Annotated in this window: 22 protein-coding genes; all 22 read left to right on the plus strand. The window is 59.3% G+C overall.

Annotated features, from left to right (window positions below; translation table 11 throughout):
• Positions 1 to 289: 289 nt before the first annotated feature.
• The 22 genes from GIR22_RS12960 to fliJ all read left to right on the plus strand — a co-directional run bounded on the left by GIR22_RS12960 (position 290) and on the right by fliJ (position 24,540).
• Positions 290 to 1,030, plus strand: coding sequence for a flagellar basal body rod protein FlgF (locus tag GIR22_RS12960; RefSeq protein ID WP_178122232.1), 741 nt, complete (start codon positions 290 to 292; stop codon positions 1,028 to 1,030).
• 76 nt (positions 1,031 to 1,106) lie between these two features.
• A complete protein-coding gene (gene flgG / locus GIR22_RS12965; protein ID WP_154743709.1) occupies positions 1,107 to 1,892 on the plus strand; it encodes a flagellar basal-body rod protein FlgG in 786 nt (261 codons plus the stop codon).
• 53 nt (positions 1,893 to 1,945) lie between these two features.
• Positions 1,946 to 2,641 (plus strand): flagellar basal body L-ring protein FlgH, encoded by a 696-nt coding sequence (flgH, locus tag GIR22_RS12970; RefSeq protein WP_154743710.1) that lies wholly within the window; start codon positions 1,946 to 1,948, stop codon positions 2,639 to 2,641.
• A 27-nt stretch (positions 2,642 to 2,668) separates the two neighbouring features.
• Entirely contained in the window at positions 2,669 to 3,757 is a 1,089-nt protein-coding gene (locus tag GIR22_RS12975) for a flagellar basal body P-ring protein FlgI (protein ID WP_154743807.1), read from the plus strand.
• Positions 3,758 to 3,761: 4 nt separating this feature from the next.
• Complete coding sequence (gene flgJ / locus GIR22_RS12980; RefSeq protein WP_154743711.1) at positions 3,762 to 5,027, plus strand: flagellar assembly peptidoglycan hydrolase FlgJ; 1,266 nt, start codon at positions 3,762 to 3,764, stop codon at positions 5,025 to 5,027.
• A 10-nt stretch (positions 5,028 to 5,037) separates the two neighbouring features.
• Positions 5,038 to 7,077, plus strand: coding sequence for a flagellar hook-associated protein FlgK (flgK, locus tag GIR22_RS12985; RefSeq protein WP_154743712.1), 2,040 nt, complete (start codon positions 5,038 to 5,040; stop codon positions 7,075 to 7,077).
• A 14-nt stretch (positions 7,078 to 7,091) separates the two neighbouring features.
• Positions 7,092 to 8,708, plus strand: coding sequence for a flagellar hook-associated protein 3 (locus GIR22_RS12990; RefSeq protein ID WP_154743713.1), 1,617 nt, complete (start codon positions 7,092 to 7,094; stop codon positions 8,706 to 8,708).
• A gap of 281 nt (positions 8,709 to 8,989) precedes the next feature.
• On the plus strand, positions 8,990 to 9,919 hold the full coding sequence (locus GIR22_RS12995) for a ketoacyl-ACP synthase III (protein WP_154743714.1): 930 nt from the start codon (positions 8,990 to 8,992) through the stop codon (positions 9,917 to 9,919).
• 239 nt (positions 9,920 to 10,158) lie between these two features.
• Complete coding sequence (locus GIR22_RS13000; protein ID WP_154743715.1) at positions 10,159 to 11,619, plus strand: flagellin N-terminal helical domain-containing protein; 1,461 nt, start codon at positions 10,159 to 10,161, stop codon at positions 11,617 to 11,619.
• A 74-nt stretch (positions 11,620 to 11,693) separates the two neighbouring features.
• Entirely contained in the window at positions 11,694 to 12,044 is a 351-nt protein-coding gene (locus GIR22_RS13005) for a flagellar protein FlaG (protein WP_154743716.1), read from the plus strand.
• Between the two features lie 80 nt (positions 12,045 to 12,124).
• Positions 12,125 to 13,525: a flagellar filament capping protein FliD gene (fliD, locus tag GIR22_RS13010; protein ID WP_154743717.1), complete on the plus strand. Its 1,401-nt coding sequence runs from the start codon at positions 12,125 to 12,127 to the stop codon at positions 13,523 to 13,525.
• A gap of 91 nt (positions 13,526 to 13,616) precedes the next feature.
• Positions 13,617 to 14,021, plus strand: a complete 405-nt coding sequence (fliS, locus tag GIR22_RS13015) for a flagellar export chaperone FliS (protein ID WP_154743718.1) — start codon at positions 13,617 to 13,619, stop codon at positions 14,019 to 14,021.
• Positions 14,022 to 14,046: 25 nt separating this feature from the next.
• Entirely contained in the window at positions 14,047 to 14,343 is a 297-nt protein-coding gene (gene fliT / locus GIR22_RS13020; protein ID WP_154743719.1) for a flagellar protein FliT, read from the plus strand.
• A gap of 173 nt (positions 14,344 to 14,516) precedes the next feature.
• The gene (locus GIR22_RS13025) at positions 14,517 to 15,989 is read left to right on the plus strand and encodes a sigma-54 dependent transcriptional regulator (protein WP_154743720.1); all 1,473 of its coding nucleotides are present in this window, start codon (positions 14,517 to 14,519) and stop codon (positions 15,987 to 15,989) included.
• A 110-nt stretch (positions 15,990 to 16,099) separates the two neighbouring features.
• Positions 16,100 to 17,311, plus strand: coding sequence for a sensor histidine kinase (locus tag GIR22_RS13030; RefSeq protein WP_154743808.1), 1,212 nt, complete (start codon positions 16,100 to 16,102; stop codon positions 17,309 to 17,311).
• A 5-nt stretch (positions 17,312 to 17,316) separates the two neighbouring features.
• Positions 17,317 to 18,699, plus strand: coding sequence for a sigma-54-dependent transcriptional regulator (locus GIR22_RS13035; RefSeq protein WP_154743721.1), 1,383 nt, complete (start codon positions 17,317 to 17,319; stop codon positions 18,697 to 18,699).
• Positions 18,700 to 18,830: 131 nt separating this feature from the next.
• Entirely contained in the window at positions 18,831 to 19,160 is a 330-nt protein-coding gene (fliE, locus tag GIR22_RS13040) for a flagellar hook-basal body complex protein FliE (protein WP_154743722.1), read from the plus strand.
• 16 nt (positions 19,161 to 19,176) lie between these two features.
• Positions 19,177 to 20,955: a flagellar basal-body MS-ring/collar protein FliF gene (fliF, locus tag GIR22_RS13045; protein WP_154743723.1), complete on the plus strand. Its 1,779-nt coding sequence runs from the start codon at positions 19,177 to 19,179 to the stop codon at positions 20,953 to 20,955.
• A complete protein-coding gene (gene fliG, locus GIR22_RS13050) occupies positions 20,948 to 21,964 on the plus strand; it encodes a flagellar motor switch protein FliG (RefSeq protein WP_154743724.1) in 1,017 nt (338 codons plus the stop codon). The genes fliF and fliG overlap by 8 nt, the downstream gene beginning before the upstream one ends.
• Before the next feature lie 10 nt (positions 21,965 to 21,974).
• Positions 21,975 to 22,739 (plus strand): flagellar assembly protein FliH, encoded by a 765-nt coding sequence (gene fliH, locus GIR22_RS13055; protein ID WP_154743725.1) that lies wholly within the window; start codon positions 21,975 to 21,977, stop codon positions 22,737 to 22,739.
• The gene (gene fliI / locus GIR22_RS13060) at positions 22,729 to 24,087 is read left to right on the plus strand and encodes a flagellar protein export ATPase FliI (protein ID WP_154743726.1); all 1,359 of its coding nucleotides are present in this window, start codon (positions 22,729 to 22,731) and stop codon (positions 24,085 to 24,087) included. The genes fliH and fliI overlap by 11 nt, the downstream gene beginning before the upstream one ends.
• Positions 24,088 to 24,090: 3 nt before the next feature.
• Positions 24,091 to 24,540: a flagellar export protein FliJ gene (gene fliJ, locus GIR22_RS13065; RefSeq protein ID WP_154743727.1), complete on the plus strand. Its 450-nt coding sequence runs from the start codon at positions 24,091 to 24,093 to the stop codon at positions 24,538 to 24,540.
• Positions 24,541 to 24,691 lie beyond the last annotated feature (151 nt).

Raw genomic sequence — 24,691 nt, forward strand, 5'->3', positions numbered from 1 at the left:
GAAATCAGATTGGGCTTACTTGAAGGACGATTTTTTCGCGCTGAACAGTCACCATCCTCTACATAAAACAGCGACTCAGCTTATTGACTTCCTCACGACCTGCTTTTGCCGTAAGCGGCATAACTCCGCCGTTTTTTCGACTCCGTGTTCATTCCTGTTTCCCTCTGCCTAAGCGCAAGCCATTGCCCTGCATGGACTTTTTATCGTTTAAGAAAGTTGGTTCGCAAATTGCTTAAGCCTCATCAGTACAGCGGTGGGCGGCAAACGTCCGTCAGAGAGAGGAATGAGCGTGGACAAGTACCTTTATGTGGCAATGACCGGCGCCAGCCAGAACGCACTGGCGCAAAAGGCTCATGCCAACAATCTGGCGAACATCTCCACCAATGGTTTTCAGCGTGACCTGGAACAGGCGCGTTCGATGCCGGTGTTCGGTGACAGCTTTGCGGCGCGGGCGTTTGCGCTGACTGAGCGGCCAGCGACGGATTTTTCTCCGGGATCGATGATTGAAACCGGTCGCGACCTCGATGTTTCGGTCAGCGGTGACGGCTGGATCGCCGTGCAGTCGCCGGACGGTGGCGAAGCCTACGTGCGCACCGCCAGCATGAACGTCGATGCCCTCGGCGTGCTGCGAGCCGGCAACGGTATGCCGATCATGGGCAACGGTGGCCCGATTGCCGTGCCGCCAGAACAGAAGATTGAAGTGGGCGATGACGGCACCATCAGCATCCGCGCCATGGGTGAAGGCCCACGGGTGATGGCCGAAGTGGACCGGATCAAGCTGGTCAGGCCGGACTTCGCCAACATGACCAAAGGCCTGGACGGTGCGATCCACACCAAGGATGGCCAGCCGGCTCAGGCTGACGCTGGGGTCAAACTGGTCTCGGGCTTCCTGCAGTCGAGCAACGTCAATGCCGTTGAGGAAATGACCGCGGTGTTGGCCCTGTCCAAGCAGTTCGAGCTGCATATCAAGATGATGAACAGCGCCAAAGAAGACGACCAGGCCATGACCCGCGTCATGCAGATGAGCTGATTCAGCGTCATTACTTGGCTTATTAAACAGACAGCGCAACGCAGCGCCAACAAACAGGCGCACGAAGGAGAACAGCATGCTTCCGGCTCTATGGGTTGCCAAAACAGGCCTGTCCGCCCAGGACACCAACCTGACCACCATTTCCAACAACCTGGCGAACGTATCGACCACGGGTTTCAAGCGTGATCGCGCCGAGTTCCAGGACTTGCTCTATCAGATCAAGCGTCAACCAGGTGCCAACTCGACCCAGGACAGCGAACTGCCATCGGGCCTGCAACTGGGTACCGGTGTGGCAATTGTCGGCACCCAGAAAAACTTCAGCGCCGGCAACCTGCAGCAGACCGGACAGCCGCTGGACATGGCCATCAACGGCCGTGGTTTCTTTCAGATCCTGCAACCGGACGGCACTACGTCTTACACCCGTGACGGTACCTTTCACCTGGACTCCGATGGCCAGATCGTCACCGCCAACGGTTTTGCCCTGGAGCCGGCCGTCGTGGTACCTGCCGACGCGAAGACCTTTACCGTCGGCAACGACGGTACCGTGTCCATCACCGTTGCCGGCAACCCGGCTTCGCAAGTGATCGGCAACCTGCAAACCGCTGACTTCATCAACCCGGCCGGCCTGCAAGCCATGGGTAATAACCTGTTCCTGGAAACCGCTGCCAGTGGCGCGCCGCAGATCGGTACGCCAGGGCTCAACGGTTTTGGTACCACCCTGCAAAGCACCCTGGAAACGTCCAACGTCAGCACCGTTGAAGAGATGGTCAACATGATCACCACTCAGCGCGCCTACGAGATGAACTCCAAGGTGATTTCCACTGCCGACCAGATGCTTTCGTTCGTCACGCAGAATCTGTAATCCAGTCTATGGGGCGCTCTTGAGAGTGCCTGCAACACCGTGAGGTAAGGGTCATGAATCGCTATGTTTGCGTCCTGGTAATGAGTGGGATCGCCGTGCTCGCGGGCTGTGTCGCCCCGGCGCCGAAACCCAATGACCCGTATTACGCGCCAGTGTTGCCGCGCACGCCGCTGCCGGCGGCGGCCAACAATGGCTCGATCTACCAGGCCGGTTTTGAACAGAACCTGTACAGCGACCGTAAGGCATTCCGGGTCGGTGACATCATCACCATCACCTTGAACGAGCGGACCCAGGCCAGCAAGAACGCCAATTCGCAGATCAACAAGAACAGCAAGACCAGCATTGGCTTGACTTCGCTGTTCGGCGGCGGCCTTAGCACCAACAACCCACTGGGCAGCGGTGACCTGAGCCTGGACGCCGGCTACAGCGGCGACCGCGCCACCAATGGTAAAAGCGCGGCGGGGCAGGGTAACAGCCTGACCGGTTCGATCACCGTGACTGTGGCCGATGTGCTGCCCAACGGCATCATCGCCGTGCGTGGCGAAAAGTGGATGACCCTCAACACCGGTGACGAGTTGGTGCGCATTGCCGGGATGGTCCGCGCCGATGATATCTCTACCGACAACACCGTACCGTCGACGCGGATTGCCGATGCACGCATTACCTATTCGGGTACGGGTTCGTTTGCCGACGCCAGTCAGCCGGGCTGGTTTGACCGTTTCTTCCTTAGCCCGCTGTTCCCTTTCTAGGTGATCACTTTGAACCTCAAACAGCTGATGGCCGCCGCAGTGTTGCTGGCCTTGAGCGCAGGCGCCCAAGCCGAGCGCCTGAAAGACATCGCGAGTATTTCCGGGGTGCGCAGTAACCAGTTGATTGGCTACGGCCTGGTGGTGGGGCTTAACGGTACCGGTGACCAGACTACCCAGACCCCGTTCACCCTGCAGACCTTCAACAACATGCTCTCGCAGTTCGGGATCAAGGTGCCGCCGGGTTCGGGCAACGTGCAATTGAAAAACGTCGCGGCGGTGTCTATCAGTGCCGACTTGCCAGCGTTCTCCAAGCCCGGGCAGGTGGTGGATATCACCGTGTCGTCCATCGGTAACTCGAAAAGCCTGCGGGGTGGGACCTTGCTGATGACCCCGCTCAAGGGTATCGACGGCAATGTCTACGCCATCGCCCAGGGCAACCTGGTGGTGGGTGGTTTTGATGCCGAAGGTCGCGACGGTTCGAAGATCACCGTCAACGTCCCGTCAGCCGGTCGAATTCCCGGTGGTGCCATGGTGGAACGTACCGTGCCCAGCGGTTTCAACCAGGGCAACAGCCTGACCCTGAACCTCAACCGTTCGGACTTCACCACTGCCAAGCGTGTGGTGGACAAGATCAACGACATGCTCGGCCCTGGCGTGGCCCAGGCCATCGACGGTGGCTCGGTTCGCGTGACCGCGCCGTTGGACCCAAGCCAGCGCGTGGACTACCTGTCGATCCTGGAAAACCTCGAAGTGGATCCGGGCCAGGCAGTGGCCAAGGTCATCATAAACTCCCGTACCGGTACCATCGTGATCGGTCAGAACGTCAAGGTGTCGCCGGCAGCGGTGACCCATGGCAGCCTGACCGTGACCATTACCGAAGACCCGATCGTCAGCCAGCCAGGGCCGTTTTCCAATGGCCAGACGGCGGTGGTTCCACGCTCTCGGGTCAATGCCCAGCAAGAAACCAAGCCGATGTTCAAGTTCGGCCCCGGCACTACCCTGGATGAAATCGTCCGTGCGGTGAACCAGGTGGGCGCGGCGCCCGGCGACTTGATGGCAATCCTTGAAGCCCTGAAACAGGCCGGCGCCTTGCAAGCCGACCTGATCGTGATTTGAGGCCATGGCCATGGACATGCGCAAGAGTGGCCTGACCAGCACGGCGGATTCGGGTTCCTACTCCGACCTCAACCGGCTTAACCAGCTCAAGGTCGGCGACAAGAACAGTGAAAGCAACATGCGCAAGGTGGCGCAGGAATTCGAGTCGCTGTTTCTCAGCGAGATGCTCAAGTCCATGCGCTCGGCCACTGAAGCCCTGGGCAAGGACAACTCGTTGAACACGCCGGCGGCCAAGCAGTATCAGGAAATGTACGACCAGCAACTGGCCGTGTCGTTGTCCCGCGAGGGCGGTGGCATTGGCCTGGCGGATGTGTTGATGCGCCAGATGAGCAAGGACAAACCAGTGGCCGCCGCCGATGCCACTTTGCAGGGGCCGGCCGTACCTGTGAAGAAAGTCGATGTGCCGACCGCGATCGCGGCGGGTACCTTGCCGGAGGGTCCGCTGGGTCGTTCCAATGGCCAGCGTCCATTGTGGGCTTACCGTGTAGCGACCACCGAGCGCAGCAACGATCCGACGGCCCATGCCAACGACATGGAACTGATGAATCAGCGGCGCATCGCGTTGCCGAGCAAGCTGACGGATCGCCTGTTGGCCGGCATTGTGCCAAGCACCGATAGCGCCACCACGGTCAAGACTGCACCGTTGCGTAACAGCGCTGCCGAAGACCGCGTCATTAATGGCGCTGCCCAGAGCTTCGCGGTACCGAGCGGGCACATGCAGGTCTATGGCCGCGCCATGGCCCAGCCGCCATTGGCGCCGGCGAAGAAGGCGTTCAGCTCACAAGATGAATTTGTCGTCAGCATGTTGCCGATGGCTAAAGAGGCCGCCGCGCGTATTGGCGTCGACCCACGGTACCTGGTGGCCCAGGCAGCCCTGGAAACTGGCTGGGGCAAGTCGGTGATGCGCCAGCAGGACGGCACCAGCAGTCACAACCTGTTTGGCATCAAGGCCGGCCAGAGTTGGCAGGGTGCCCAGGCGCGGGCGATCACCAGTGAGTTTCGTAACGGTGAAATGGTCAAGGAAACGGCGCAATTCCGTTCCTACGCCTCTTATCGAGACAGCTTCCATGACTTGGTCACGTTGCTGCAAAGCAATGATCGGTATCAAGAAGTCCTGAAGTCGGCCGACAACCCGGAACAGTTTGTACGCGAGTTGCAAAAAGCCGGTTATGCAACCGACCCGAACTACGCCAGCAAGATTTCGCAGATAGCCAAAACGATGAACAGCTACCAGAACTACGCTGCGGCAGGCGCTTCCACTCATTTATAAGGTCTGAATCATGAGTTTGCTCAATATCGGGATGTCGGGGCTCAATGCGGCACAAGGGTCGCTGGCGACCTTGAGTAACAACATTGCCAACGCCAACACCCCGGGATACTCGCGTCAGCAGACCACCCAGAATGCTAACGCGGCAAACCAGTTCGGTGGCGTGTTCATCGGCAGCGGTACCACCCTGGCCGACGTGCGCCGGGTGTACAACGAGTACCTAGACGCGGCTTACCAGAACAGCACTTCGCTCAACAGCGACGCCAAGGCCTACGCCAATCAGATCAGTGCTGTGGACAAGACCCTGTCGGACAAGACCACCGGCATGTCCTCGGTGCTCAGCGCATTCTTCTCTGCTGTGCAGACCGCTGCGGCTAACCCCAGCGATGTGTCTGCCCGGCAAGTGTTGCTGACCAGCGCCCAGACCTTGAGCAACCGTTTCAACTCGATCTCCGGCCAGTTGAACGAGCAGAAAGAAACCATCAACAGCCAGTTGGGCACCATGAGTGATCAGGTCAACCAATTGACCACGTCGATTGCCGCCCTGAACAAACAGATCACCCAGGCCCAGGGCTCGAGCAACACCGCTCCGGCCAACCTGCTGGATGCGCGCAACGAAGCCGTGCGCTCGCTCAATGAGCTGGTGGGTGTGACCACCAGCGAAAAGAACGGGGTGTTCAGTGTCAGCACCGGCACCGGCCAGTCCCTGGTGCTTGGCGATCAGGCCAACAGCATTTCCGCTGTGCCGAGCAAGGATGACCCAAGCCTGTACACCATCCAGCTCAACCTGGGCAGCACGTCGGTGGACATGGGCAACGTGCTCACCGGCGGCAGTATCGGTGGCCTGTTGCGTTATCGCAGTGATGCGCTGATCCCAGCCATCAATGATCTGGGCCGCATTGCCATTGCGACTGCCGACACCGTCAACAGCCAGTTGGGCCAGGGCCTGGACCTGAACGGAGAGTTTGGTTCGTCGCTGTTTTCGGACATCAACAGCGCCGCCGCGATTGCCCAGCGTAGCCAGGGAGCGGCGGGCAACAGCAGCGCCGGCAATCTGCATGTGACGATAACCGACAGCAGCAAGTTGTCGACCTACGACTATAAGGTCACCTTTTCCGACGACAAGAACTACACCGTGATGCGCTCGGATGGCAAGGCCATGGGCGCGTTCGTGATCGACCCGACCAAGCCGGCACCGGTGATTGATGGTTTCACCCTGGCCCTCGATGGCAAGGGGGATATGGCCAAGGGTGACAGCTTCAAGATCAGCCCAACCGCCAGCGGTGCCAGCAACATCAGCACCGAGCTCAAGGACGCCAACAAAATTGCGTTTGCCGCGCCCTTGCTCGGTGAAAACGGCAAGAACCAGGGTACCGGGACCTTTACGCCGCCGAGCCTGAGCGTGCCGCTGGATATCCATGGCGGTGCAGATACGGCGCAGTTGCGGACCGGGATCGAGCATTCGATGCCAGTGAAGATGGTGTTCGGCAAGCCCGCAGCCGACGGCACGCAGTCGTATACCGTCAACGATGCCCAGGGTAATTCTATCGGCAACGGCACCATTGTTCCGGGGCAGGGCAACAAGATCAGCATCGATGTGCCGATGCGCGATGCCAATGGCACCTTGCTCGACCCGGCCAAGAGCTTCAGTTTCGAGACCACTGTCGGCGGTTCGCCAGCCGACGGTGACAGCACCACCTTTTCTTTCAATGCCTCGGGCAAGTCGGATAACCGCAATGCCCAGGAACTGCTGAACCTGCAGACCAAGGCTACCGTGGGCCTGGCGGATGGCAGCGGTGGCGGGGTGAGCCTGGTGAGTGCCAACAGTCGCCTGGTGTCCTCAGTGGGCGCCAAGGCCGCCGCGGCGAACACCGACACCACCGCGACCGGTGCGGTGCTGGCTGCCAACAAGGCAGCCAGCAACTCGGTGTCCCAGGTCAACCTGGATGAAGAGGCGGGCGACATGATCAAGTTCCAGCAGTACTACACCGCGTCGTCGCAGATCATCAAGGCCGCGCAAGAAACCTTCAGCACACTGATCAATAGTCTTTAAGGGAGTCTGGGACGATGCGCATTTCTACACAGCAGTATTTCGACACCAGCTCCGCCAAGTATTCGGACAACTATTCCAGCGTGGTGAAGGCCCAGGACCAGGCGAGTTCCGGCGTGCGTGTGCAAACCGCCGCGGATGACCCGGTCGCGGCGGCGCGCTTGCTGATGCTGCAACAGCAGAAAGACATGCTGGGCCAGTTCAATGGCAACATCGCCAGCCTGAAAAGCTCCCTGACCAACGAAGAAAGCGTGCTCAGCTCGATCAACGACGCCATGCAGCGGGCCAGTGAGTTGGCCCTGCGTGCCGGCGGTTCGGTCAGTGATGCCGATCGCAAGTCCATTGCCAGCGAGATCGGCGCGATTGAGGACCAGGTGCTCGGCTTGCTCAACAGCAAGGATTCGTCCGGCAACTATATGTTCTCCGGGTCCAAGACCCAGACCCCGCCGTATTCGCGTAACAACGACGGCACTTACACCTACCAGGGCGATGAAACCCCCCTGAGCCTGCAAGTGTCCGACACCTTGAACGTCGCCGCTGGCGACACCGGCAAGAACATCCTCGAAGGTGCGGTCAACTCGGGTCGCACCCAGGCCTCGTGGATCCAGCCGCCGACGGTCCCGCCGGCGGATCCGGTGGTCAATGACAACAAGGTGTCGCTGTCTGCCGGGCTGGTCACCTCGGGCACCGACTACACCAAGAAGTTTGCCGACGGCCAGCCTTACAAGCTGACCTTCACCAGCAGCACCCAGTACACCGTGTCCGACAAGGACGGCAACGACATCACCTCCGAGATTCCAGGCAACGGTACATTTGACTCCACCAAGGAAGGCAGCTCCAGCGTGAGCTTGCGGGGCGTGAAGTTTGATATCAGCGCCGATCTCAAGGATGTCGCGACAGGTGTAGAAGCCGATGCACTGGTTGCGGGGCGCGAGTTTACCCTGGAAGCCAAGCCGGACAGCTTCAATGTCTCGCGTACGCCGAGCAATACCTCGACGGCGCAATTGACCAATGCCCATGTCGGCAGCCAGGCGGACTACAGCAGTACCTTCCCGGGCAATACGGGGGTGGTGATCAAGTTCAACGACCCCGACTCCACGGGCTATAACGTGTATGCCCAGCCTTACACGTCCAACAGCAAAGCGATTGCTTCCGGCGTTGTCTCGGATGCGACTACACCTAAAACCATCACGGCGGCGGGAGTTACCTTTGACCTGAGCGCCGATCCGGCACCAGGCGATCAGTTCTCGGTGGGCGCCAGCACCCAGAAGACCCAGAGCGCGCTGGACACCTTGAGCCAGCTGCGCAAGGCCCTGGAACTGCCGGCAGACGGCAACCCGGCGGCACAGGTCAAACTCAAGGATGCCCTGGACGCGTCCATCAGTAACCTGGCTAACTCCCGGACCCAGATGGATAACGTGCGCGGTTCCATCGGCGCGCGAATGAATGCGCTGGAGATTCAAACCGCCGAAAACACCAGTATCGGCCAAGCCAATACCAGCACCATGAGCGATCTGGCCAACGTCGACCTGGGGGAAGCAGCGATCAACCTGGCGTTGCAGCAAACCATGTTGCAGGCCTCGCAACTGGCCTTCGTGAAGATTTCTCAACTGAGCCTGTTCAACAAGATGTAATTATTCGCCCGATGCAGGTCAACGGCTCACCCTGGAAACAGGCTGGGCCGTTGGCGTTTTTGATGCGTGGGTTTGGTTCGTTTTTGCACAAAGCGCACAAAATTGAGTGACCTGTGAGTCATAAAGCGCATCTTCACTGTATCGTGTGAAAAGGATAAGCCGTCGCCAAGGTGTTCAGGCGGTTGACGTGGCGGGTTTTTTGCGGGGTTATCCCCTTTATTGTCAGCACTCCTGAATGCTTTCAGGGGTGTTCTCCAGCTATTTAGTATTGGGAAGCCACAATGATTGGCATAAAAAGCATCGCCAGCTACGTGCCGGCAGACGGGCTTGATAACTACGCCCAGGGTGCCAAATTCGCCAAGGATGAAGAATTCATCATTGGCAAGATCGGGTCGGCCTTTCTGCCGCGCAAGGATGCCGCGCAAGAAACTTCCGACCTGTGCGTCGAGGCCGTCAATGCCTTGTTCGCCAATAACCCGGATTTGAAGCGCGAGTCTATCGATGCGCTGATCGTCGTTACCCAGAACGGCGACGAAGAGGGTTTGCCCCACACTGCAGCTATCGTCCAAGACAAGCTGGGCCTGCCAACCCACGTGGCAGCCTTCGATATCTCCCTGGGATGCTCCGGCTACGTCTATGGCATTTATGCCATGAAAGGCTTCATGGAAGCCGCCGGCCTGAAAAACGGCTTGTTGGTGACCGCCGACCCGTATTCCAAGATCGTCGACCCGGAAGACCGCAACACCACCATGCTCTTTGGCGATGCCGCCACCGCCACCTGGATGGGTGAAGATGCACCTTGGGTGCTGGGCAAGGCCAAGTTCGGCACCGACGGCTCTGGTGCACCGCATTTGAAGGTCAGCGACGGCGTGTTCTTCATGAACGGCCGCCAGGTGTTCAACTTCGCTTTGCTCAAGGTGCCGGCGCATTTGCATGAGCTGCTCAATGAGTCGGACCTCAAGGCTGATGAGATCGATGCGTTCTGCATCCACCAGGGCAGTGCGGCGATTGTCGATGCCGTGGCCCGGCGTTTCGAAGACGCGCCGGTGGAGAAGTTCATCAAGGACATGGTCGAAACCGGTAATACCGTGTCCTCGAGCATTCCGCTGCTGCTGGAAAAGCACGTGATGGACGCCGAGTGGAAGCGCGTAGCCATCAGCGGTTTCGGCGTGGGCCTGTCCTGGGGCTCGGCGATTCTCTATCGGCCGTGATGCTTTAATAGGCTGCACAAAAAAACGCCCATGATCGAAAGATCATGGGCGTTTTTTTGTGGGGATTCCTGGGCTGTAACGCCTTGAATTGCAAGGGATGGCACAGGGCTAGTAAAAAAATTCAAAAAACCCCTCAAGCAACCTGCTTTCACGACGATAACTATTACGAAGGTTCTCAGGCCACACCCGGCGGTTGCCAGGGCCGGAAGCCACAGTATCCATCCAACGAGGATTTCGTCATGGCTTTAACAGTAAACACCAACATTGCTTCGATCACGACTCAGGGCAACCTGAACAAAGCTGGCGGCGCCCTGGCCACTTCCATGCAGCGCCTGTCTTCCGGCCTGCGTATCAACAGCGCTAAAGACGACGCTGCCGGCCTGCAGATCGCCAACCGCCTGACCAGCCAAATCAACGGCCTGGGCCAAGCGGTAAAGAACGTGAACGACGGTATCTCCATCGCTCAGACCGCTGAAGGCGCGATGCAGGCTTCGACCGACATCCTGCAAAAAATGCGTACCCTGGCCCTGTCCTCGGCTACTGGCTCCCTGAGCGCCGACGACCGTAAGTCGAACAACGACGAATACCAGGCCCTGACTTCAGAACTGACCCGTATCTCGCAAACCACTACTTTCGGTGGCCAGAAGCTGCTGGACGGTTCGTACGGTACTAAAGCTATCCAGGTTGGCGCCAACGCTAACGAAACCATCAACCTGAGCCTGGAAAACGTTTCGGCTAACAACATTGGTTCGCAGCAGGTCAAGAGCGCTCAGGTAGCTATTAATACTACTGGCCTCGCTGCTGCGGATATGGTCGTTACGGGTAACGGTCAATCCAAAACCATCGCTTACGATGAAGGTGCTTCTGCAAAAGACGTAGCTTCTCTGCTCAATGGCGCTGTAGGTGGCCTGAGTGCAACTGCAAGCACCCAAGTTAAGCTGAGTGTTGGTGCTGCAGCTGGCACCACTCCTGCCAACTTCACCCTGGCTGTGGGCACAGGCGCTGCTGTGAGTTTTATCGGTGTGACCGATACCGCTAGCCTGGCGGACCAGTTGAAGTCCAACTCGGCCAAGCTTGGTATCAGCGTCAACTACGACGAAGTGAATAAGACTCTCGAAGTGAAGTCCGATTCGGGTGAGAACCTGTCGTTTACCGGTGGTGCAGGTGCCGCTGCTATCTCGGTCAACGCCAAAGACGGTAACGGCGATTACAAAACCGTTGCTGCCACTGGTGCGGATGATTCTACCGGTCTGGTTGACGGTACTGTAAGCGTTGTGACTGGTCAGGTTTCTCTGGATTCCGCCAAAGGCTACACCTTGGCCAACGGTGCAACTGGTACCGGTGTTACGGATCTTTTTGGTCTGGCTACTGTATCGGCCAAGAAAACCGCTATCTCCGACACCACAGTGACTGACGCCAACAGTGCGCAAAACGCCCTGGCCGTTATCGACAAAGCCATCGGCACCATCGACAGCGTGCGTTCGGGCCTGGGTGCTACCCAGAACCGTCTGACGACCACTGCAGACAACCTGCAAAACATTCAGAAGAACTCCACCGCTGCACGTTCCACCGTTCAGGACGTCGACTTCGCTTCCGAAACCGCCGAACTGACCAAGCAACAAACCCTGCAATCGGCCTCCACCGCGATCCTGTCGCAGGCTAACCAACTGCCATCCGCTGTACTGAAACTGCTTCAGTAATCAGCGCGCTTGGTAACTGACGGAAGGGCGCGTTTACGTGCCCTTCCGTTTTTTCGGTTTAGAGGAGCTTGGGCATGGACATGAGTGTAAAGCTGAACCAGTTTTATCCACCGGCCGCACCTCAAAGCGCCCCGACACCAGTGGTTTCTGACAAAGACAAGTTGAGCGTTGAAGCCGTTGCGCCAACCGCAGGCGAGCCCGAGCGGGCCGACCTGGAAAAGGCGGTGACGGATATTCGAGAATTCGTACAAGCGGCCCAGCGCAAACTGGATTTCTCCATTGACGACTCGACCCATCGGGTAGTGGTCAAGGTCATTGCCACTGACAGTGGTGAAGTGATCCGCCAGATCCCTTCGGAAACGGCACTGAAACTGGCACAGAGCCTGTCCAGCGCAAGCCATGTGTTGTTTGACGACAAGGCCTGAGCTGGCATGAAACTTGTTGCTGCCATGGCTTGAGGCGTTGTTAGTCAAGAAAGCGGCAGCCACCGATTAGGAGATAGATGATGGCGGGTTCAACGGTTAGCGGTATTGGTTCGAATATCGATACGCAAGCGATCGTGAAGTCCTTGGTGGATGCTGAAAGAGCACCCAAGCAGACTCAGATCAATACCCAGACGCAGAAAGCGACCACTACGCTGTCGTCGATCGGCAAGATTCAAGCGGCTCTTGACGCTTTTCGCGGTGCCTTGGAATCGATGTCCACAGACACCAGTTTCACTGGCTTGACCGGCTCATCCTCGGATGAAAAGGTCGCCACCATGACGGCGAGTAATAGCGCTTCCAACGGCAGTTTCCGCTTGATCGTCGATCAATTGGCCCAGGCTTCCAAGTTGTCGAGCAAAACCTTTTCCGGCGGAACATCGACGGTGGTCAACACCACCGACAAGCCGACTACCCTGACGATCAGTCAATCGGGCAAAAGCTTTGATGTCAGTGTTCCGTCGGGCGCGACCCTGCAACAGGTGCGTGACTCGATCAACACCCAGTTCTCCACCTCGGGCCTGAGTGCCAACATCCTGACCGACTCCAACGGGTCGCGGTTGATCCTCACGTCGACGACCATGGGCACAGGCTCGGACCTGACGTTGTCAGGCACTTCGGGGCTGGATGTTGGCGCGACCGTAGTCGACAAGCCGTTGGACGCCCAGTACAGCATTGACGGCATCGCTGCGGTCTCCAAGACCAACAATATCGAAGGTGCCCTCAGTGGCGTAAACATCAAATTGGTCTCTGTTTCAACGGCCAAGACTGGCAGCACCGAAGTTCCTCCGGAAAAAAACGCCACACTCATTACTGTCAGCACCAATAACGCGGCACTCAAATCCGGGGTCAAGGGCTTTGTAGATACCTACAACGCCTTGCTGAGCGCGATGAACGCTGAAACCAAAGTCACCAAGAACGCCGACGGCACCTTCACCTCGGCAACCTTGACCAATGACTCGACGATGCGCTCGTTGCAGAGCTCCTTGCGTAATGAATTCAACGCCCTGTCCGGCACAGGCACGCTCAAGTCCCTGGCACAATTCGGTATCGGCAGCGACTCCAGCACTGGCCTGCTGACCATGGATGACAAAAAATGGGACAAGGCCGTGGCGACCAACGCCGCTGATATCAACAGTATGTTTGCCGGCAAGGACGGAATGCTGGCGCGCATGAAAGCCGCCACTGAAGACTACGCCAAGCCTGCCACCGGTATCCTGGCGACTCGTTCGACCACGCTGTCCGATAGCCTGAATGACTTGATCAAGCAGCAGTCCAGCCTGGACGAGCGCATGGAGGCACTGACCAAAAGCCTCTCCGACAAATACAACGCCATGGACACCTTGGTGGCGCAAATTCGCCAGCAAAGCGAAAACATCCTCGGCACGCTTAATGCCTTGAATAACCAGAAGAACAACTCGTAGCACCGACGGCGGGGTCTAAAGTTTTTTATGGCCCTGTCGACATATTGGTTACTGAAACCCTTTTCGCTGTTGCCTGTCACGAGGTAGAAACATGAATCCCATGAGAGCCCTTCGCCAATACCAGAAGGTCAATTCCCATGCCCAGATCTCCGAAGCCAGCCCGCATCGCCTGGTGCAGATGTTGATGGAAGGCGCGTTGGACCGCATGGCGCAGGCCAAGGGAGCATTAGCGCGCGGCGACATCGCGCAAAAGGGCCTGATGCTGGGCAAGGCCAGCGATATCATCATCGGCCTGCGTGACGGCCTGGACGCCGAAAAGAGCGAAAACCCGGCTTACGTGCAGCAACTGGAAAGCCTGTATGTCTACATGACAAACCGGCTGATGGACGCCAACCAGCAAAACGATGCCGGCCTGATCGACGAAGTCGCCCGTTTGATGATTACCGTAAAAGAAGGTTGGGATGCCATCGCAATGCCACAAGGCACAGCACAATAAGGCCGCAGGCCTTGAGGAACACGTCATGAGCCACGCACTGCAACGGATTGACGAAACCCGCGAAGCCCTGCTCGGCGCGTTGGCTGAACGCAACTGGGATGCCATCGGTGAACTGGATATGGGCTGCCGCACCGTGATCGATGAGGTGCTCAGCGAAGCGCCGGTGGATGAGGATGCCTTGCGTGAGAAGCTGGAAAGCCTGCTGGCGGTTTACCAGCAGTTGCTTAAGGTGACGACTGGGGAGCGTCAAATCATCTTCGAAGAGATGTCGCAGATCAACCAAGCGAAAAATGCGTCAAAGGTTTACCATCTGTTCGGTTGATCTGGCTCAGTTAATCCGAACATAGCGCGTCATAAATTTGACTGTGCACATTTTCTTGACTTAACTAGTGCTTTTTTCCGACATCAGATAGCTGTACCGCAGAGAATGCCTACAGTTTTCTAGATTGCCCCGACTCGAGGGCATTTGAGTTTTACTAGGGAAGTTGCTATTGCATGTGGCGTGAAACCAAAATCCTGCTGATCGATGACGATAGCGTGCGCCGCCGCGACTTGGCGGTGATCTTGAATTTTCTTGGGGAAGAAAATCTATCCTGTGGCAGCCATGACTGGCAGCAGGCGGTCAGCTCGTTGTCATCGAGCCGTGAAGTCATTTGTGTGCTGATCGGGACGGTAAGCGCTCCTGGCGCAATTCTCGGCTTGTTAAAGACACTGTCAACCTGGGATGAGTTCCTTCCAGTGTTGCTAATGGGCGATATTTCTTCCGTGGACCTTCCGGAAGACCAGCGTCGCCGCGTGCTTTCCACTCTGGAAATGCCTCCCAGCTACAGCAAATTGCTCGATTCCCTGCACCGTGCCCAGGTCTACCGCGAGATGTACGACCAGGCCCGCGAGCGCGGACGTCATCGTGAGCCCAACCTGTTCCGTAGCCTGGTCGGCACCAGCCGCGCCATCCAGCACGTGCGCCAGATGATGCAGCAAGTGGCCGACACCGACGCCAGCGTGTTGATCCTTGGCGAATCCGGCACCGGCAAGGAGGTGGTGGCGCGCAACCTGCACTATCACTCCAGGCGTCGCGACGGGCCTTTTGTGCCGGTCAACTGCGGGGCGATTCCCGCCGAGCTGCTGGAAAGCGAACTGTTCGGCCACGAGAAGGGCGCCTTTACCGGCGCGATCACCAGCCGTGCCGGGCGTTTCGAGTTGGCCAACGGCGGCACCTTGTTCCTCGACGAAATCGGCGACATGCCACTGCCGATGCAGGTCAAGCTGCTGCGGGTCCTGCAAGAGCGCACCTTTGAGCGCGTGGGCAGTAACAAGACCCAGAGCGTCGACGTGCGCATCATTGCTGCGACTCACAAGAACCTCGAAAGCATGATCGAGGTCGGCAGTTTCCGCGAAGACCTGTACTACCGCCTTAACGTATTCCCCATCGAGATGGCGCCCCTGCGCGAGCGGGTTGAAGACATCCCGTTGCTGATGAACGAGCTGATCTCGCGCATGGAGCACGAAAAGCGTGGCTCCATTCGTTTCAATTCGGCGGCGATCATGTCTCTGTGTCGTCACGGCTGGCCGGGCAATGTCCGTGAGTTGGCCAACCTCGTGGAGCGCATGGCGATCATGCACCCGTACGGGGTGATCGGCGTGGTTGAACTGCCGAAAAAATTCCGCTACGTCGACGACGAAGATGAGCAATTGGACAGCCTGCGCACTGACCTGGAAGAGCGGGTGGCGATCAACGGCCATACCCCGGACTTCAGCGCCCCCGCCATGCTGCCGCCAGAAGGCCTGGATTTGAAGGACTACCTCGGCAACCTGGAACAAGAGCTGATCCAGCAGGCCCTGGACGACGCCGGCGGTATCGTAGCCCGTGCCGCCGAGCGCCTGCGCATTCGCCGTACCACGCTGGTGGAGAAGATGCGCAAGTACGGCATGAGCCGTCGTGACGGTGATGAACAGGCGGATGATTGACGCCTGTTTTTCAACTGGCTGTTTTATAGGAAGTTTTTTTTAGGCACGGGTATTGCTATAGCACTCGCAACGTTCCGTTTAACTGACGGTCAGCCAAGCGAGAGAGCATGATGCCCCACGCCGCCCAACTATCTTCGGTCCCTGACACTCAGGGGCCTGCCCCTACCAAAGAGCAGATCAGCCGACTTGGACTTGAGCAGGCGTTTTCGCTGTTCAACCAGATGTCCAGTCAGTTGACCGATTCCTACAGCCTGCTGGAAGCCCGGGTATCCGAGCTTAAGGGCGAGCTGGCGGTGGTCAGTGCTCAACGCATGGAAGAACTGGCTGAGAAAGAGCGCTTGGCCAATCGCCTGCAAAACCTCCTCGACCTGTTGCCTGGTGGCGTAATCGTCATCGACGACCAGGGCCGCGTGCGCGAAGCCAACCCCACCGCCTGCGATTTGCTGGGGCTGCCCCTGGAGGGTGAGCTGTGGCGCCACGTCATCAGTCGTTGCTTTGCGCCACGTGAAGATGATGGCCATGAAGTATCGCTCAAGGACGGCCGCCGGCTCTCCATCGCCACGCGCTCCCTGGATGCCGAGCCTGGGCAGTTGGTGTTGCTCAACGACCTGACGGAAACCCGTCACCTGCAGGATCAATTGGCACGCCACGAACGATTGTCGTCCCTGGGGAGGATGGTTGCTTCCCTGGCGCATCAGATTCGTACACCGTTGTCCGCTGCGCTGATCTATGCCAGTCATTTGACTGACGAGCAGTTGCCTGCGGCCACCCATCAGCGTTTTGCCGGGCGGCTCAAGGAGCGTCTGCACGAGCTGGAGCATCAAGTGCGCGACATGCTGGTATTCGCCCGGGGCGAATTGCCCCTGACCGACCGCGTCACACCAGCAGCATTGATGCAGGCCCTGCAAGCGGCCGCGGCGACCCATATTCAAGACGTATCGATGCGCTGGCAGTGCGATAGCCACCTGGGTGAGTTGCTGTGCAATCGCGACACCCTGGTGGGTGCGCTGCTCAACCTGATTGAAAACGCCACCCAGGCCAGCGGCCCCGGGGCGCGTCTCAAGGTGCATCTGTATAACCGTGGCGACACCCTGCGCCTGTGTATCAGTGACAGCGGCAGCGGGATCGAGCCGGCAGTGCTGCAACGCCTGGGTGAACCGTTTTTTACCACCAAGACCAACGGCACCGGCCTCGGGCTGACCGTCGTCAAGGCTGTCGCCCGTGCTCATCAGGGGCAATTGCAACTGCATTCCCGGTTGGGTCGTGGCACATGTGCGCTGATGACGCTGCCGCTGTTTTCAAGCGCGCCATGCGCGGAGTAAAAACAATGGCGATCAAGGTTCTACTGGTTGAAGACGACCGCGCCCTGCGCGAAGCCCTGGCGGACACGCTGCTGTTGGCCGGTCATGACTATCGGGCGGTCGGTTGCGCCGAGGAAGCCCTCGAGGCGGTCGCAGAGGAGTCCTTCAGCCTGGTCATCAGCGACGTCAACATGCCGGGCATGGACGGCCATCAATTACTCGCCTTGCTGCGTGCCCGCCAGCCGCAATTGCCGGTCTTGCTGATGACGGCACATGGCGCCGTTGAGCGTGCCGTGGATGCCATGCGCCAGGGCGCGGCGGATTACCTGGTCAAGCCGTTCGAGCCCAAGGCCCTGATCGAACTGGTCGCCCGGCATGCCTTCGGCACTCTGGGCGCGGCCGATGGCGAAGGCCCGATTGCCTTTGAGCCGGCCAGTGCCCAGTTGTTGGAACTGGCTGCCCGCGTAGCTCGCAGCGATTCCACGGTATTGATCTCCGGCGAGTCCGGCACCGGCAAGGAAGTCCTGGCGCGGTATATCCATCAACAATCCCATCGCGCCAGCCAGCCGTTTATTGCGATCAACTGTGCGGCGATCCCCGACAACATGCTTGAAGCTACCTTGTTCGGCCATGAAAAAGGCTCGTTCACCGGTGCCATTGCGGCCCAGGCCGGTAAGTTCGAGCAAGCTGATGGCGGCACAATCCTGCTGGACGAAATCTCGGAGATGCCCCTGGGCCTGCAAGCCAAATTGCTGCGGGTACTGCAAGAGCGTGAAGTGGAGCGGGTGGGGGCGCGCAAACCGATCCAGTTGGACATTCGAGTGGTTGCTACCACCAACCGCGACCTGTCGGGCGAAGTGGCGGCGGGGCGTTTTCGCGAAGACCTGTTCTATCGGCTCTCGGTCTTCCCCTTGGCCTGGCGCCCGTTGCGTGAGCGCCCGGCGGATATCATTCCCCTGGCCGAGCGCTTGCTGGGCAAGCACGTCAATAAAATGAAGCACGCCCAGGCGCGACTGTCGGCTGAGGCCCAGGCCTGCCTGATCGGTTATCCATGGCCCGGCAACGTGCGGGAATTGGACAATGCGATCCAGCGTGCGTTGATTCTGCAACAGGGCGGCTTGATCCAGCCCCAGGACTTCTGCCTGCCCATGGGAGGCACCAGTGCGCCGTTGCCAAGCCTGGCGGCCACCGCAGACGTTGAAAGGGTTCACGTTGAATCGGCCGGGGTCTTGGGTGACGACCTGCGCCGGCGTGAGTTCCAAATGATCATCGACACCCTGCGCGCCGAGCGCGGCCGCCGCAAAGAGGCCGCCGAGCGCCTGGGCATCAGCCCGCGCACCTTGCGTTACAAGCTGGCGCAAATGCGTGATGCCGGGATGGACGTTGAAGCTTACCTTTTCGCCACCTGATACTCCCTTGAGCTGACAGGGTCAGTCGTCTTTTCTTACGGGTAGCCACGGAGCTGGCACCCTTGTTGCTACCACCCCAGGTAACCGCTGCGTAGTGTCAAAAAATTGCGGGTCGTCGGAGAGAGAAGGTCATGAGCCAAGGTGTTGAGTTCAATCGGTTGATGTTGGATATGCGATCCATGCAAATGGATGCCATGGCTCGTCCAAAATCCGTCGCCGAAGTGCCGGAGTTGGGCAAAAGCAATTTTGCCGACATGCTCGGCCAGGCCATCAATAAAGTCAGCGATACCCAGCAAGCGTCCAGTCAGTTGGCCAGTGCCTTCGAGATCGGCAAGAGCGGCGTGGACCTGACCGATGTGATGATCGCTTCGCAAAAGGCCAGTGTTTCGTTTCAGGCGTTGACCCAGGTGCGTAACAAGCTGGTGCAGGCCTATCAAGACATCATGCAGATGCCGGTTTAAGGACGAGATTTAAGTCATGGCAGAAGCAGTCGTGGATAACGTACCCGCCAAGACAGACGGCAAGCCGCCGCTGTTTGGCCTGTCGTTCCTGGAAAACCTCTCCGAGATGACCATGTTGCGTCAGGTGGGCCTGATGGTCGGCCTGGCTGCCAGTGTGGCGATCGGTTTTGCCGTGGTGTTGTGGTCCCAGCAACCTGATTATCGGCCGCTCTACGGCAGCCTGGCGGGAATGGACGCCAAGCAGATCATGGAAACCCTGGCCGCTGCCGACATTGCCTACACTGTCGAACCCAACTCTGGCGCCTTGCTGGTCAAGGCCGACGACGTGTCTCGTGCGCGGATAAAACTGGCTGCGGCTGGTGTCACGCCGACTGACGGCAATATCGGCTTTGAGATCCTCGACAAGGATCAGGGCCTGGGCACCAGCCAGTTCATGGAAGCCACCCGTTACCGGCGTGGCCTGGAAGGCGAGCTGGCACGGACTATTTCCAGCCTGAACAACGTCAAGGCCGCCCGGGTACACCTGGCGATTCCGAAAAGCTCGGTGTTTGTGCGCGACGAACGCAAGCCCAGCGCTTCGGTACTGGTTGAACTGTTTGCCGGCCGCTCCCTGGAGCCTGGCCAGGTGTTGGCGATCATTAATCTGGTGGCCACCAGTGTCCCTGAACTGAGCAAGTCGCAAATCACCGTGGTCGACCAGAAGGGCAACCTGCTCTCCGACCAGGCGGAAAACTCCGCGTTGACCATGGCCGGCAAGCAGTTCGACTACAGCCGCCGGATGGAAAGCATGTTGACCCAGCGGGTGCATAACATCCTGCAACCGGTACTGGGCAATGATCGCTACAAGGCCGAAGTGTCCGCCGACGTGGACTTCAGTGCCGTCGAATCGACCTCCGAACAGTTCAATCCGGACCAGCCGGCCCTGCGCAGCGAACAGTCAACCAGTGAGCAACGCACTGCCGCCAACGGCCCGCAAGGTGTGCCCGGTGCCCTGAGCAACCAGCCGCCGGCCCCGGCCACAGCCCCGCAAACCACCGGTGGCGCTGCTGCTACCGCTGGTGCGATTCAGCCTGGCCAACCTCTGCTGGACGCCAATGGCCAGCAAATCATGGACCCGGCCACCGGCCAGCCGATGCTTGCACCGTACCCTGCGGACAAGCGTCAACAATCCACCAAGAACTTTGAACTGGACCGCTCCATCAGCCACACCAAGCAGCAACAAGGCCGCTTGAACCGGCTGTCGGTGTCGGTGGTGGTGGATGACCAGGTCAAGATCAACCCGGCCAATGGTGAAACCACCCGCGCTCCGTGGGGCACCGATGAATTGGCGCGCTTTACTCGGCTGGTGCAGGACGCCGTCGGTTTTGATGCCAGCCGTGGTGACAGCGTCAGCGTGATCAACATGCCGTTCTCCCTGGAGCGCGCAGAGGTGATCGCCGATATTCCTTTCTACTCCCAGCCGTGGTTCTGGGATGTCGTCAAGCAAGTACTGGGGGTGTTGTTCATTCTGGTGCTGGTGTTCGGCGTGCTGCGTCCGGTGCTCAACAACATCACCGGCGGTGGCAAGAAACAACTGACGCCGTTCGGTGGCAGTGATGTCGAGTTGGGTGGCATGGGCGGCCTGGATGGCGAACTGGCCAACGACCGGGTCAGCCTCGGCGGCCCGCAAAGCATTCTGTTGCCAAGCCCGAGCGAAGGCTATGACGCGCAGTTGAACGCAATCAAGAGTCTGGTGGCAGAAGACCCGGGTCGTGTGGCCCAGGTCGTGAAAGAGTGGATTAACGCAGATGAATGATCGAGCCGTCGTGGCCAAGCTCTCCCGGGTCGACAAAGCCGCCGTGCTGCTGCTGTCCCTGGGCGAAACCGACGCTGCACAAGTGCTGCGCCACATGGGCCCCAAGGAAGTCCAGCGGGTCGGCGTGGCCATGGCGCAAATGCGCAACGTGCACCGCGAGCAAGTCGAGCAAGTGATGAGCGAGTTCGTCGAGATCGTCGGCGACCAGACCAGCCTGGGCGTCGGCTCCGACAGCTACATTCGCAAAATGCTCACCTCCGCCTTGGGCGAGGACAAGGCCAATGGCCTGATCGACCGCATCCTGTTGGGCGGCAACACCAGCGGCCTCGACAGCCTGAAGTGGATGGAACCCCGGGCTGTGGCGGACGTGATTCGCTATGAACACCCGCAGATCCAGGCGATCGTCGTGGCTTACCTGGACCCGGACCAGGCGGGTGAAGTGCTCGGCCACTTCGACCACAAGGTGCGGCTGGATATCATCCTGCGGGTGTCATCGTTGAATACCGTACAGCCGGCCGCCCTGAAAGAATTGAACAACATTCTCGAGAAACAGTTCTCGGGCAACTCCAACGCTTCGCGTACCAGCCTGGGTGGCATCAAGCGTGCCGCCGACATCATGAATTTCCTCGACAGTTCTATCGAGGGCCAGTTGATGGACTCGATCCGCGAGATCGACGACACCCTGTCCGTCCAGATTGAAGACCTCATGTTCGTCTTCAACAACCTCTCCGATGTCGATGACCGTGGCATCCAGGCGCTGCTGCGCGAAGTGTCCTCCGACGTGCTGGTGCTTGCCCTTAAAGGCTCGGATGAGGGCGTCAAGGAGAAAATCTTCAAGAACATGTCCAAGCGAGCCTCCGAACTGTTGCGCGACGACCTCGAGGCCAAGGGCCCGGTGCGCGTCAGCGATGTGGAAACCGCGCAGAAGGAAATCCTCACCATTGCCCGCCGTATGGCCGAAGCCGGAGAAATCGTTCTCGGCGGCAAAGGCGGCGAAGAAATGATCTAAGGCGCCGCCTATGTCGAACAAAGATGAGACGCCCAGCGATCTGATTCGCGCCCGGGACGTCGGAGGGTTCGACGTCTGGTCGCTGCCCAGTTTCGACCCGCACCCGCCTGAACCCGAGCCCGAACCGGTAGAAGACGTGCCGGTGGCGATGGAAGAAGTGCCGCTGGAAGAAGTCCAGCCACTGACCCTGGAAGAATTGGAAAGCATCCGCCAGGAGGCCTACAACGAAGGCTTTGCCACGGGTGAAAAAGAAGGCTTCCACAGCACCACGCTCAAGGTCCGCCAGGAAGCTGACGCCGCCCTGAGCGTTAAACTGGCCAGCCTTGAGCGGTTGATGGGGAGCCTGTTCGAGCCGATCGCCGAACAGGATTCGCAGTTGGAAAGGGCCATGGTCGAGTTGGTGCAGCATATCGCTCGCCAAGTGATCCAGCGCGAGTTGGTGATGGACTCCACGCAGATTGAAAGCGTGATGCGCGAAGCCCTGAAGTTGTTGCCCCTGGGTGTTGGTAACGTCCGGTTGTATATCAACCCCCAGGACTTCGAGCAGGTCAAAGCCTTGCGCGAGCGCCATGAGGAAACCTGGCGGATTGTCGAAGACGCTTCGTTGCAACCGGGTGGTTGCCGGGTCGAGACAGAACATAGCCGGATTGATGCAACGGTCGAGACCCGCATCAGCCAGATCATGGCCAAGCTGTTCGATCAGTTGCACGAGCAGGCGCTGCACCCGGCGGCAGCTGATTTGAGCCTCGAGCTGGATAGCCCCGATGCGCCTTGATCGCACCAGTTTCGTCAAGCGCCTTGGAGGTTATGCCGAGGCTACCCGGTTACCCGGACAGCCGGTTCTTGAAGGTCGTTTGTTGCGCATGGTCGGCCTGACTCTCGAGGCCGAAGGCCTGCGTGCCGCCATGGGCAGCCGCTGCATGGTGATCAACGATGACAGCTACCACCCGGTGCAGGTGGAGGCGGAGGTCATGGGGTTTTCCGGCAGCAAGATTTTCCTGATGCCTGTCGGCAGTCTCGCCGGTATCGCCCCTGGCGCGCGGGTTGTGCCGCTGGCCGACACTGGCCGCCTGCCCATGGGCATGAGTATGCTCGGGCGCGTCCTTGATGGCGCCGGTCGCGCCCTCGACGGCAAGGGTGGGATGAAGGCCGAAGACTGGGTGCCAATGGACGGACCCACCATCAACCCCCTCAAGCGCAACCCCATCAGCGTGCCGCTGGACGTGGGCATTCGTTGCATCAACGGTTTATTGACAGTGGGGCGTGGCCAGCGCCTGGGCCTGTTTGCCGGTACCGGCGTGGGCAAGAGTGTGCTGCTGGGGATGATGACCCGCTTTACCGAGGCCGACATTATTGTGGTGGGGCTGATCGGTGAGCGGGGGCGTGAGGTGAAGGAGTTCATCGAGCATATTCTTGGCGAAGAAGGCCTCAAGCGTTCGGTGGTGGTCGCCTCGCCAGCGGATGACGCGCCGCTGATGCGTTTGCGCGCCGCCATGTACTGCACGCGGATCGCCGAATACTTTCGCGACAAGGGCAAGAATGTCCTGTTGCTGATGGACTCCCTGACCCGTTTTGCCCAGGCGCAACGGGAAATTGCCTTGGCCATCGGTGAGCCGCCTGCGACCAAGGGTTATCCCCCATCGGTGTTCGCCAAGCTGCCGAAGCTGGTGGAGCGGGCCGGTAATGCCGAGGCCGGCGGCGGTTCCATCACTGCGTTTTACACCGTACTGTCGGAAGGCGATGACCAGCAGGACCCGATTGCCGATTCGGCCCGTGGCGTGCTCGATGGGCACATTGTGTTGTCCCGTCGCCTGGCGGAGGAGGGGCACTACCCGGCCATCGATATCGAGGCGTCCATCAGCCGGGTGATGCCGTCGGTGGTCACTCCCGAGCACATGGCCCGTGCCCAGCAGTTCAAGCAGTTGTGGTCGCGCTATCAGCAGAGTCGCGACCTGATCAGCGTCGGCGCCTATGTGGCCGGTGGTGATCGTGAAACCGACCTGGCGATTGCCCTGCAACCGCAGTTGGTGACCTATCTGCGCCAGGGCCTGAACGACAACATCAGCATGGCCGAAAGCGAGGCCCACCTGGCCTCGGTGTTCGCCCCTGCGCCAGGCGGCTAAGCCATGGCCACCCGTCGCGCCGCCCGTCTTGCACCCGTGGTGGAAATGGCTGAAAGCACTGAGCGCACCGCTGCCCAGCGCCTGGGGCATTTCCAGGGACAAGTCCGCTTGGCGCAAAGTAAGCTGGGCGACCTGGAAGGGTTTCGCGGAGAGTACCAGCAGCAATGGATCAGTCGCGGCAGCCAAGGTGTTTCCGGGCAGTGGTTGATGAATTACCAGCACTTCCTCAATCAGCTGGAAACCGCCGTCGGCCAGCAACGCCAAAGCCTGGCCTGGCACCAGGCCAATCTCGACCAGGCCCGCGACAGTTGGCAGCAGGCCTATGCCCGCGTCGAAGGGCTGCGTAAGTTGGTGCAGCGCTATATCGATGAAGCCCGGATGCTGGAAGACAAGCGCGAACAGAAATTGCTGGATGAGTTGTCCCAGCGCTTGCCGCGTCAGGACCACTACTGACTGTGGCTACAGGGACCATCGATCACCGATCACTTGTAGCCGCTGGCGCAGCCTGCGATCGGCTGTGCAGCAGTCGCCTGGATTTTGAAATCGCCGAAGGTCCTTCGGCCCTTATCGCAGCCTCGTGCCTCGACAGCGGCTACAAGGACCG

This window comes from Pseudomonas karstica (assembly GCF_009707515.1).
Taxonomy (GTDB): Bacteria; Pseudomonadota; Gammaproteobacteria; order Pseudomonadales; family Pseudomonadaceae; genus Aquipseudomonas; species Aquipseudomonas karstica.

Excerpts from the sequence above, each read along its gene's own strand:
- flgG (WP_154743709.1), top strand. The coding sequence starts at position 1,107 with ATGCTTCCGGCTCTATGGGTTGCCAAAACAGGCCTGTCCGCCCAGGAC.
- flgH (WP_154743710.1), top strand. The coding sequence starts at position 1,946 with ATGAATCGCTATGTTTGCGTCCTGGTAATGAGTGGGATCGCCGTGCTC.
- GIR22_RS12975 (WP_154743807.1), top strand. The coding sequence starts at position 2,669 with ATGGCCGCCGCAGTGTTGCTGGCCTTGAGCGCAGGCGCCCAAGCCGAG.
- flgJ (WP_154743711.1), top strand. The coding sequence starts at position 3,762 with ATGGCCATGGACATGCGCAAGAGTGGCCTGACCAGCACGGCGGATTCG.
- flgK (WP_154743712.1), top strand. The coding sequence starts at position 5,038 with ATGAGTTTGCTCAATATCGGGATGTCGGGGCTCAATGCGGCACAAGGG.
- GIR22_RS12990 (WP_154743713.1), top strand. The coding sequence starts at position 7,092 with ATGCGCATTTCTACACAGCAGTATTTCGACACCAGCTCCGCCAAGTAT.
- GIR22_RS12995 (WP_154743714.1), top strand. The coding sequence starts at position 8,990 with ATGATTGGCATAAAAAGCATCGCCAGCTACGTGCCGGCAGACGGGCTT.
- GIR22_RS13000 (WP_154743715.1), top strand. The coding sequence starts at position 10,159 with ATGGCTTTAACAGTAAACACCAACATTGCTTCGATCACGACTCAGGGC.
- GIR22_RS13005 (WP_154743716.1), top strand. The coding sequence starts at position 11,694 with ATGGACATGAGTGTAAAGCTGAACCAGTTTTATCCACCGGCCGCACCT.
- fliD (WP_154743717.1), top strand. The coding sequence starts at position 12,125 with ATGGCGGGTTCAACGGTTAGCGGTATTGGTTCGAATATCGATACGCAA.
- fliS (WP_154743718.1), top strand. The coding sequence starts at position 13,617 with ATGAATCCCATGAGAGCCCTTCGCCAATACCAGAAGGTCAATTCCCAT.
- fliT (WP_154743719.1), top strand. The coding sequence starts at position 14,047 with ATGAGCCACGCACTGCAACGGATTGACGAAACCCGCGAAGCCCTGCTC.
- GIR22_RS13025 (WP_154743720.1), top strand. The coding sequence starts at position 14,517 with ATGTGGCGTGAAACCAAAATCCTGCTGATCGATGACGATAGCGTGCGC.
- GIR22_RS13030 (WP_154743808.1), top strand. The coding sequence starts at position 16,100 with ATGCCCCACGCCGCCCAACTATCTTCGGTCCCTGACACTCAGGGGCCT.
- GIR22_RS13035 (WP_154743721.1), top strand. The coding sequence starts at position 17,317 with ATGGCGATCAAGGTTCTACTGGTTGAAGACGACCGCGCCCTGCGCGAA.
- fliE (WP_154743722.1), top strand. The coding sequence starts at position 18,831 with ATGAGCCAAGGTGTTGAGTTCAATCGGTTGATGTTGGATATGCGATCC.
- fliF (WP_154743723.1), top strand. The coding sequence starts at position 19,177 with ATGGCAGAAGCAGTCGTGGATAACGTACCCGCCAAGACAGACGGCAAG.
- fliG (WP_154743724.1), top strand. The coding sequence starts at position 20,948 with ATGAATGATCGAGCCGTCGTGGCCAAGCTCTCCCGGGTCGACAAAGCC.
- fliH (WP_154743725.1), top strand. The coding sequence starts at position 21,975 with ATGTCGAACAAAGATGAGACGCCCAGCGATCTGATTCGCGCCCGGGAC.
- fliI (WP_154743726.1), top strand. The coding sequence starts at position 22,729 with ATGCGCCTTGATCGCACCAGTTTCGTCAAGCGCCTTGGAGGTTATGCC.
- fliJ (WP_154743727.1), top strand. The coding sequence starts at position 24,091 with ATGGCCACCCGTCGCGCCGCCCGTCTTGCACCCGTGGTGGAAATGGCT.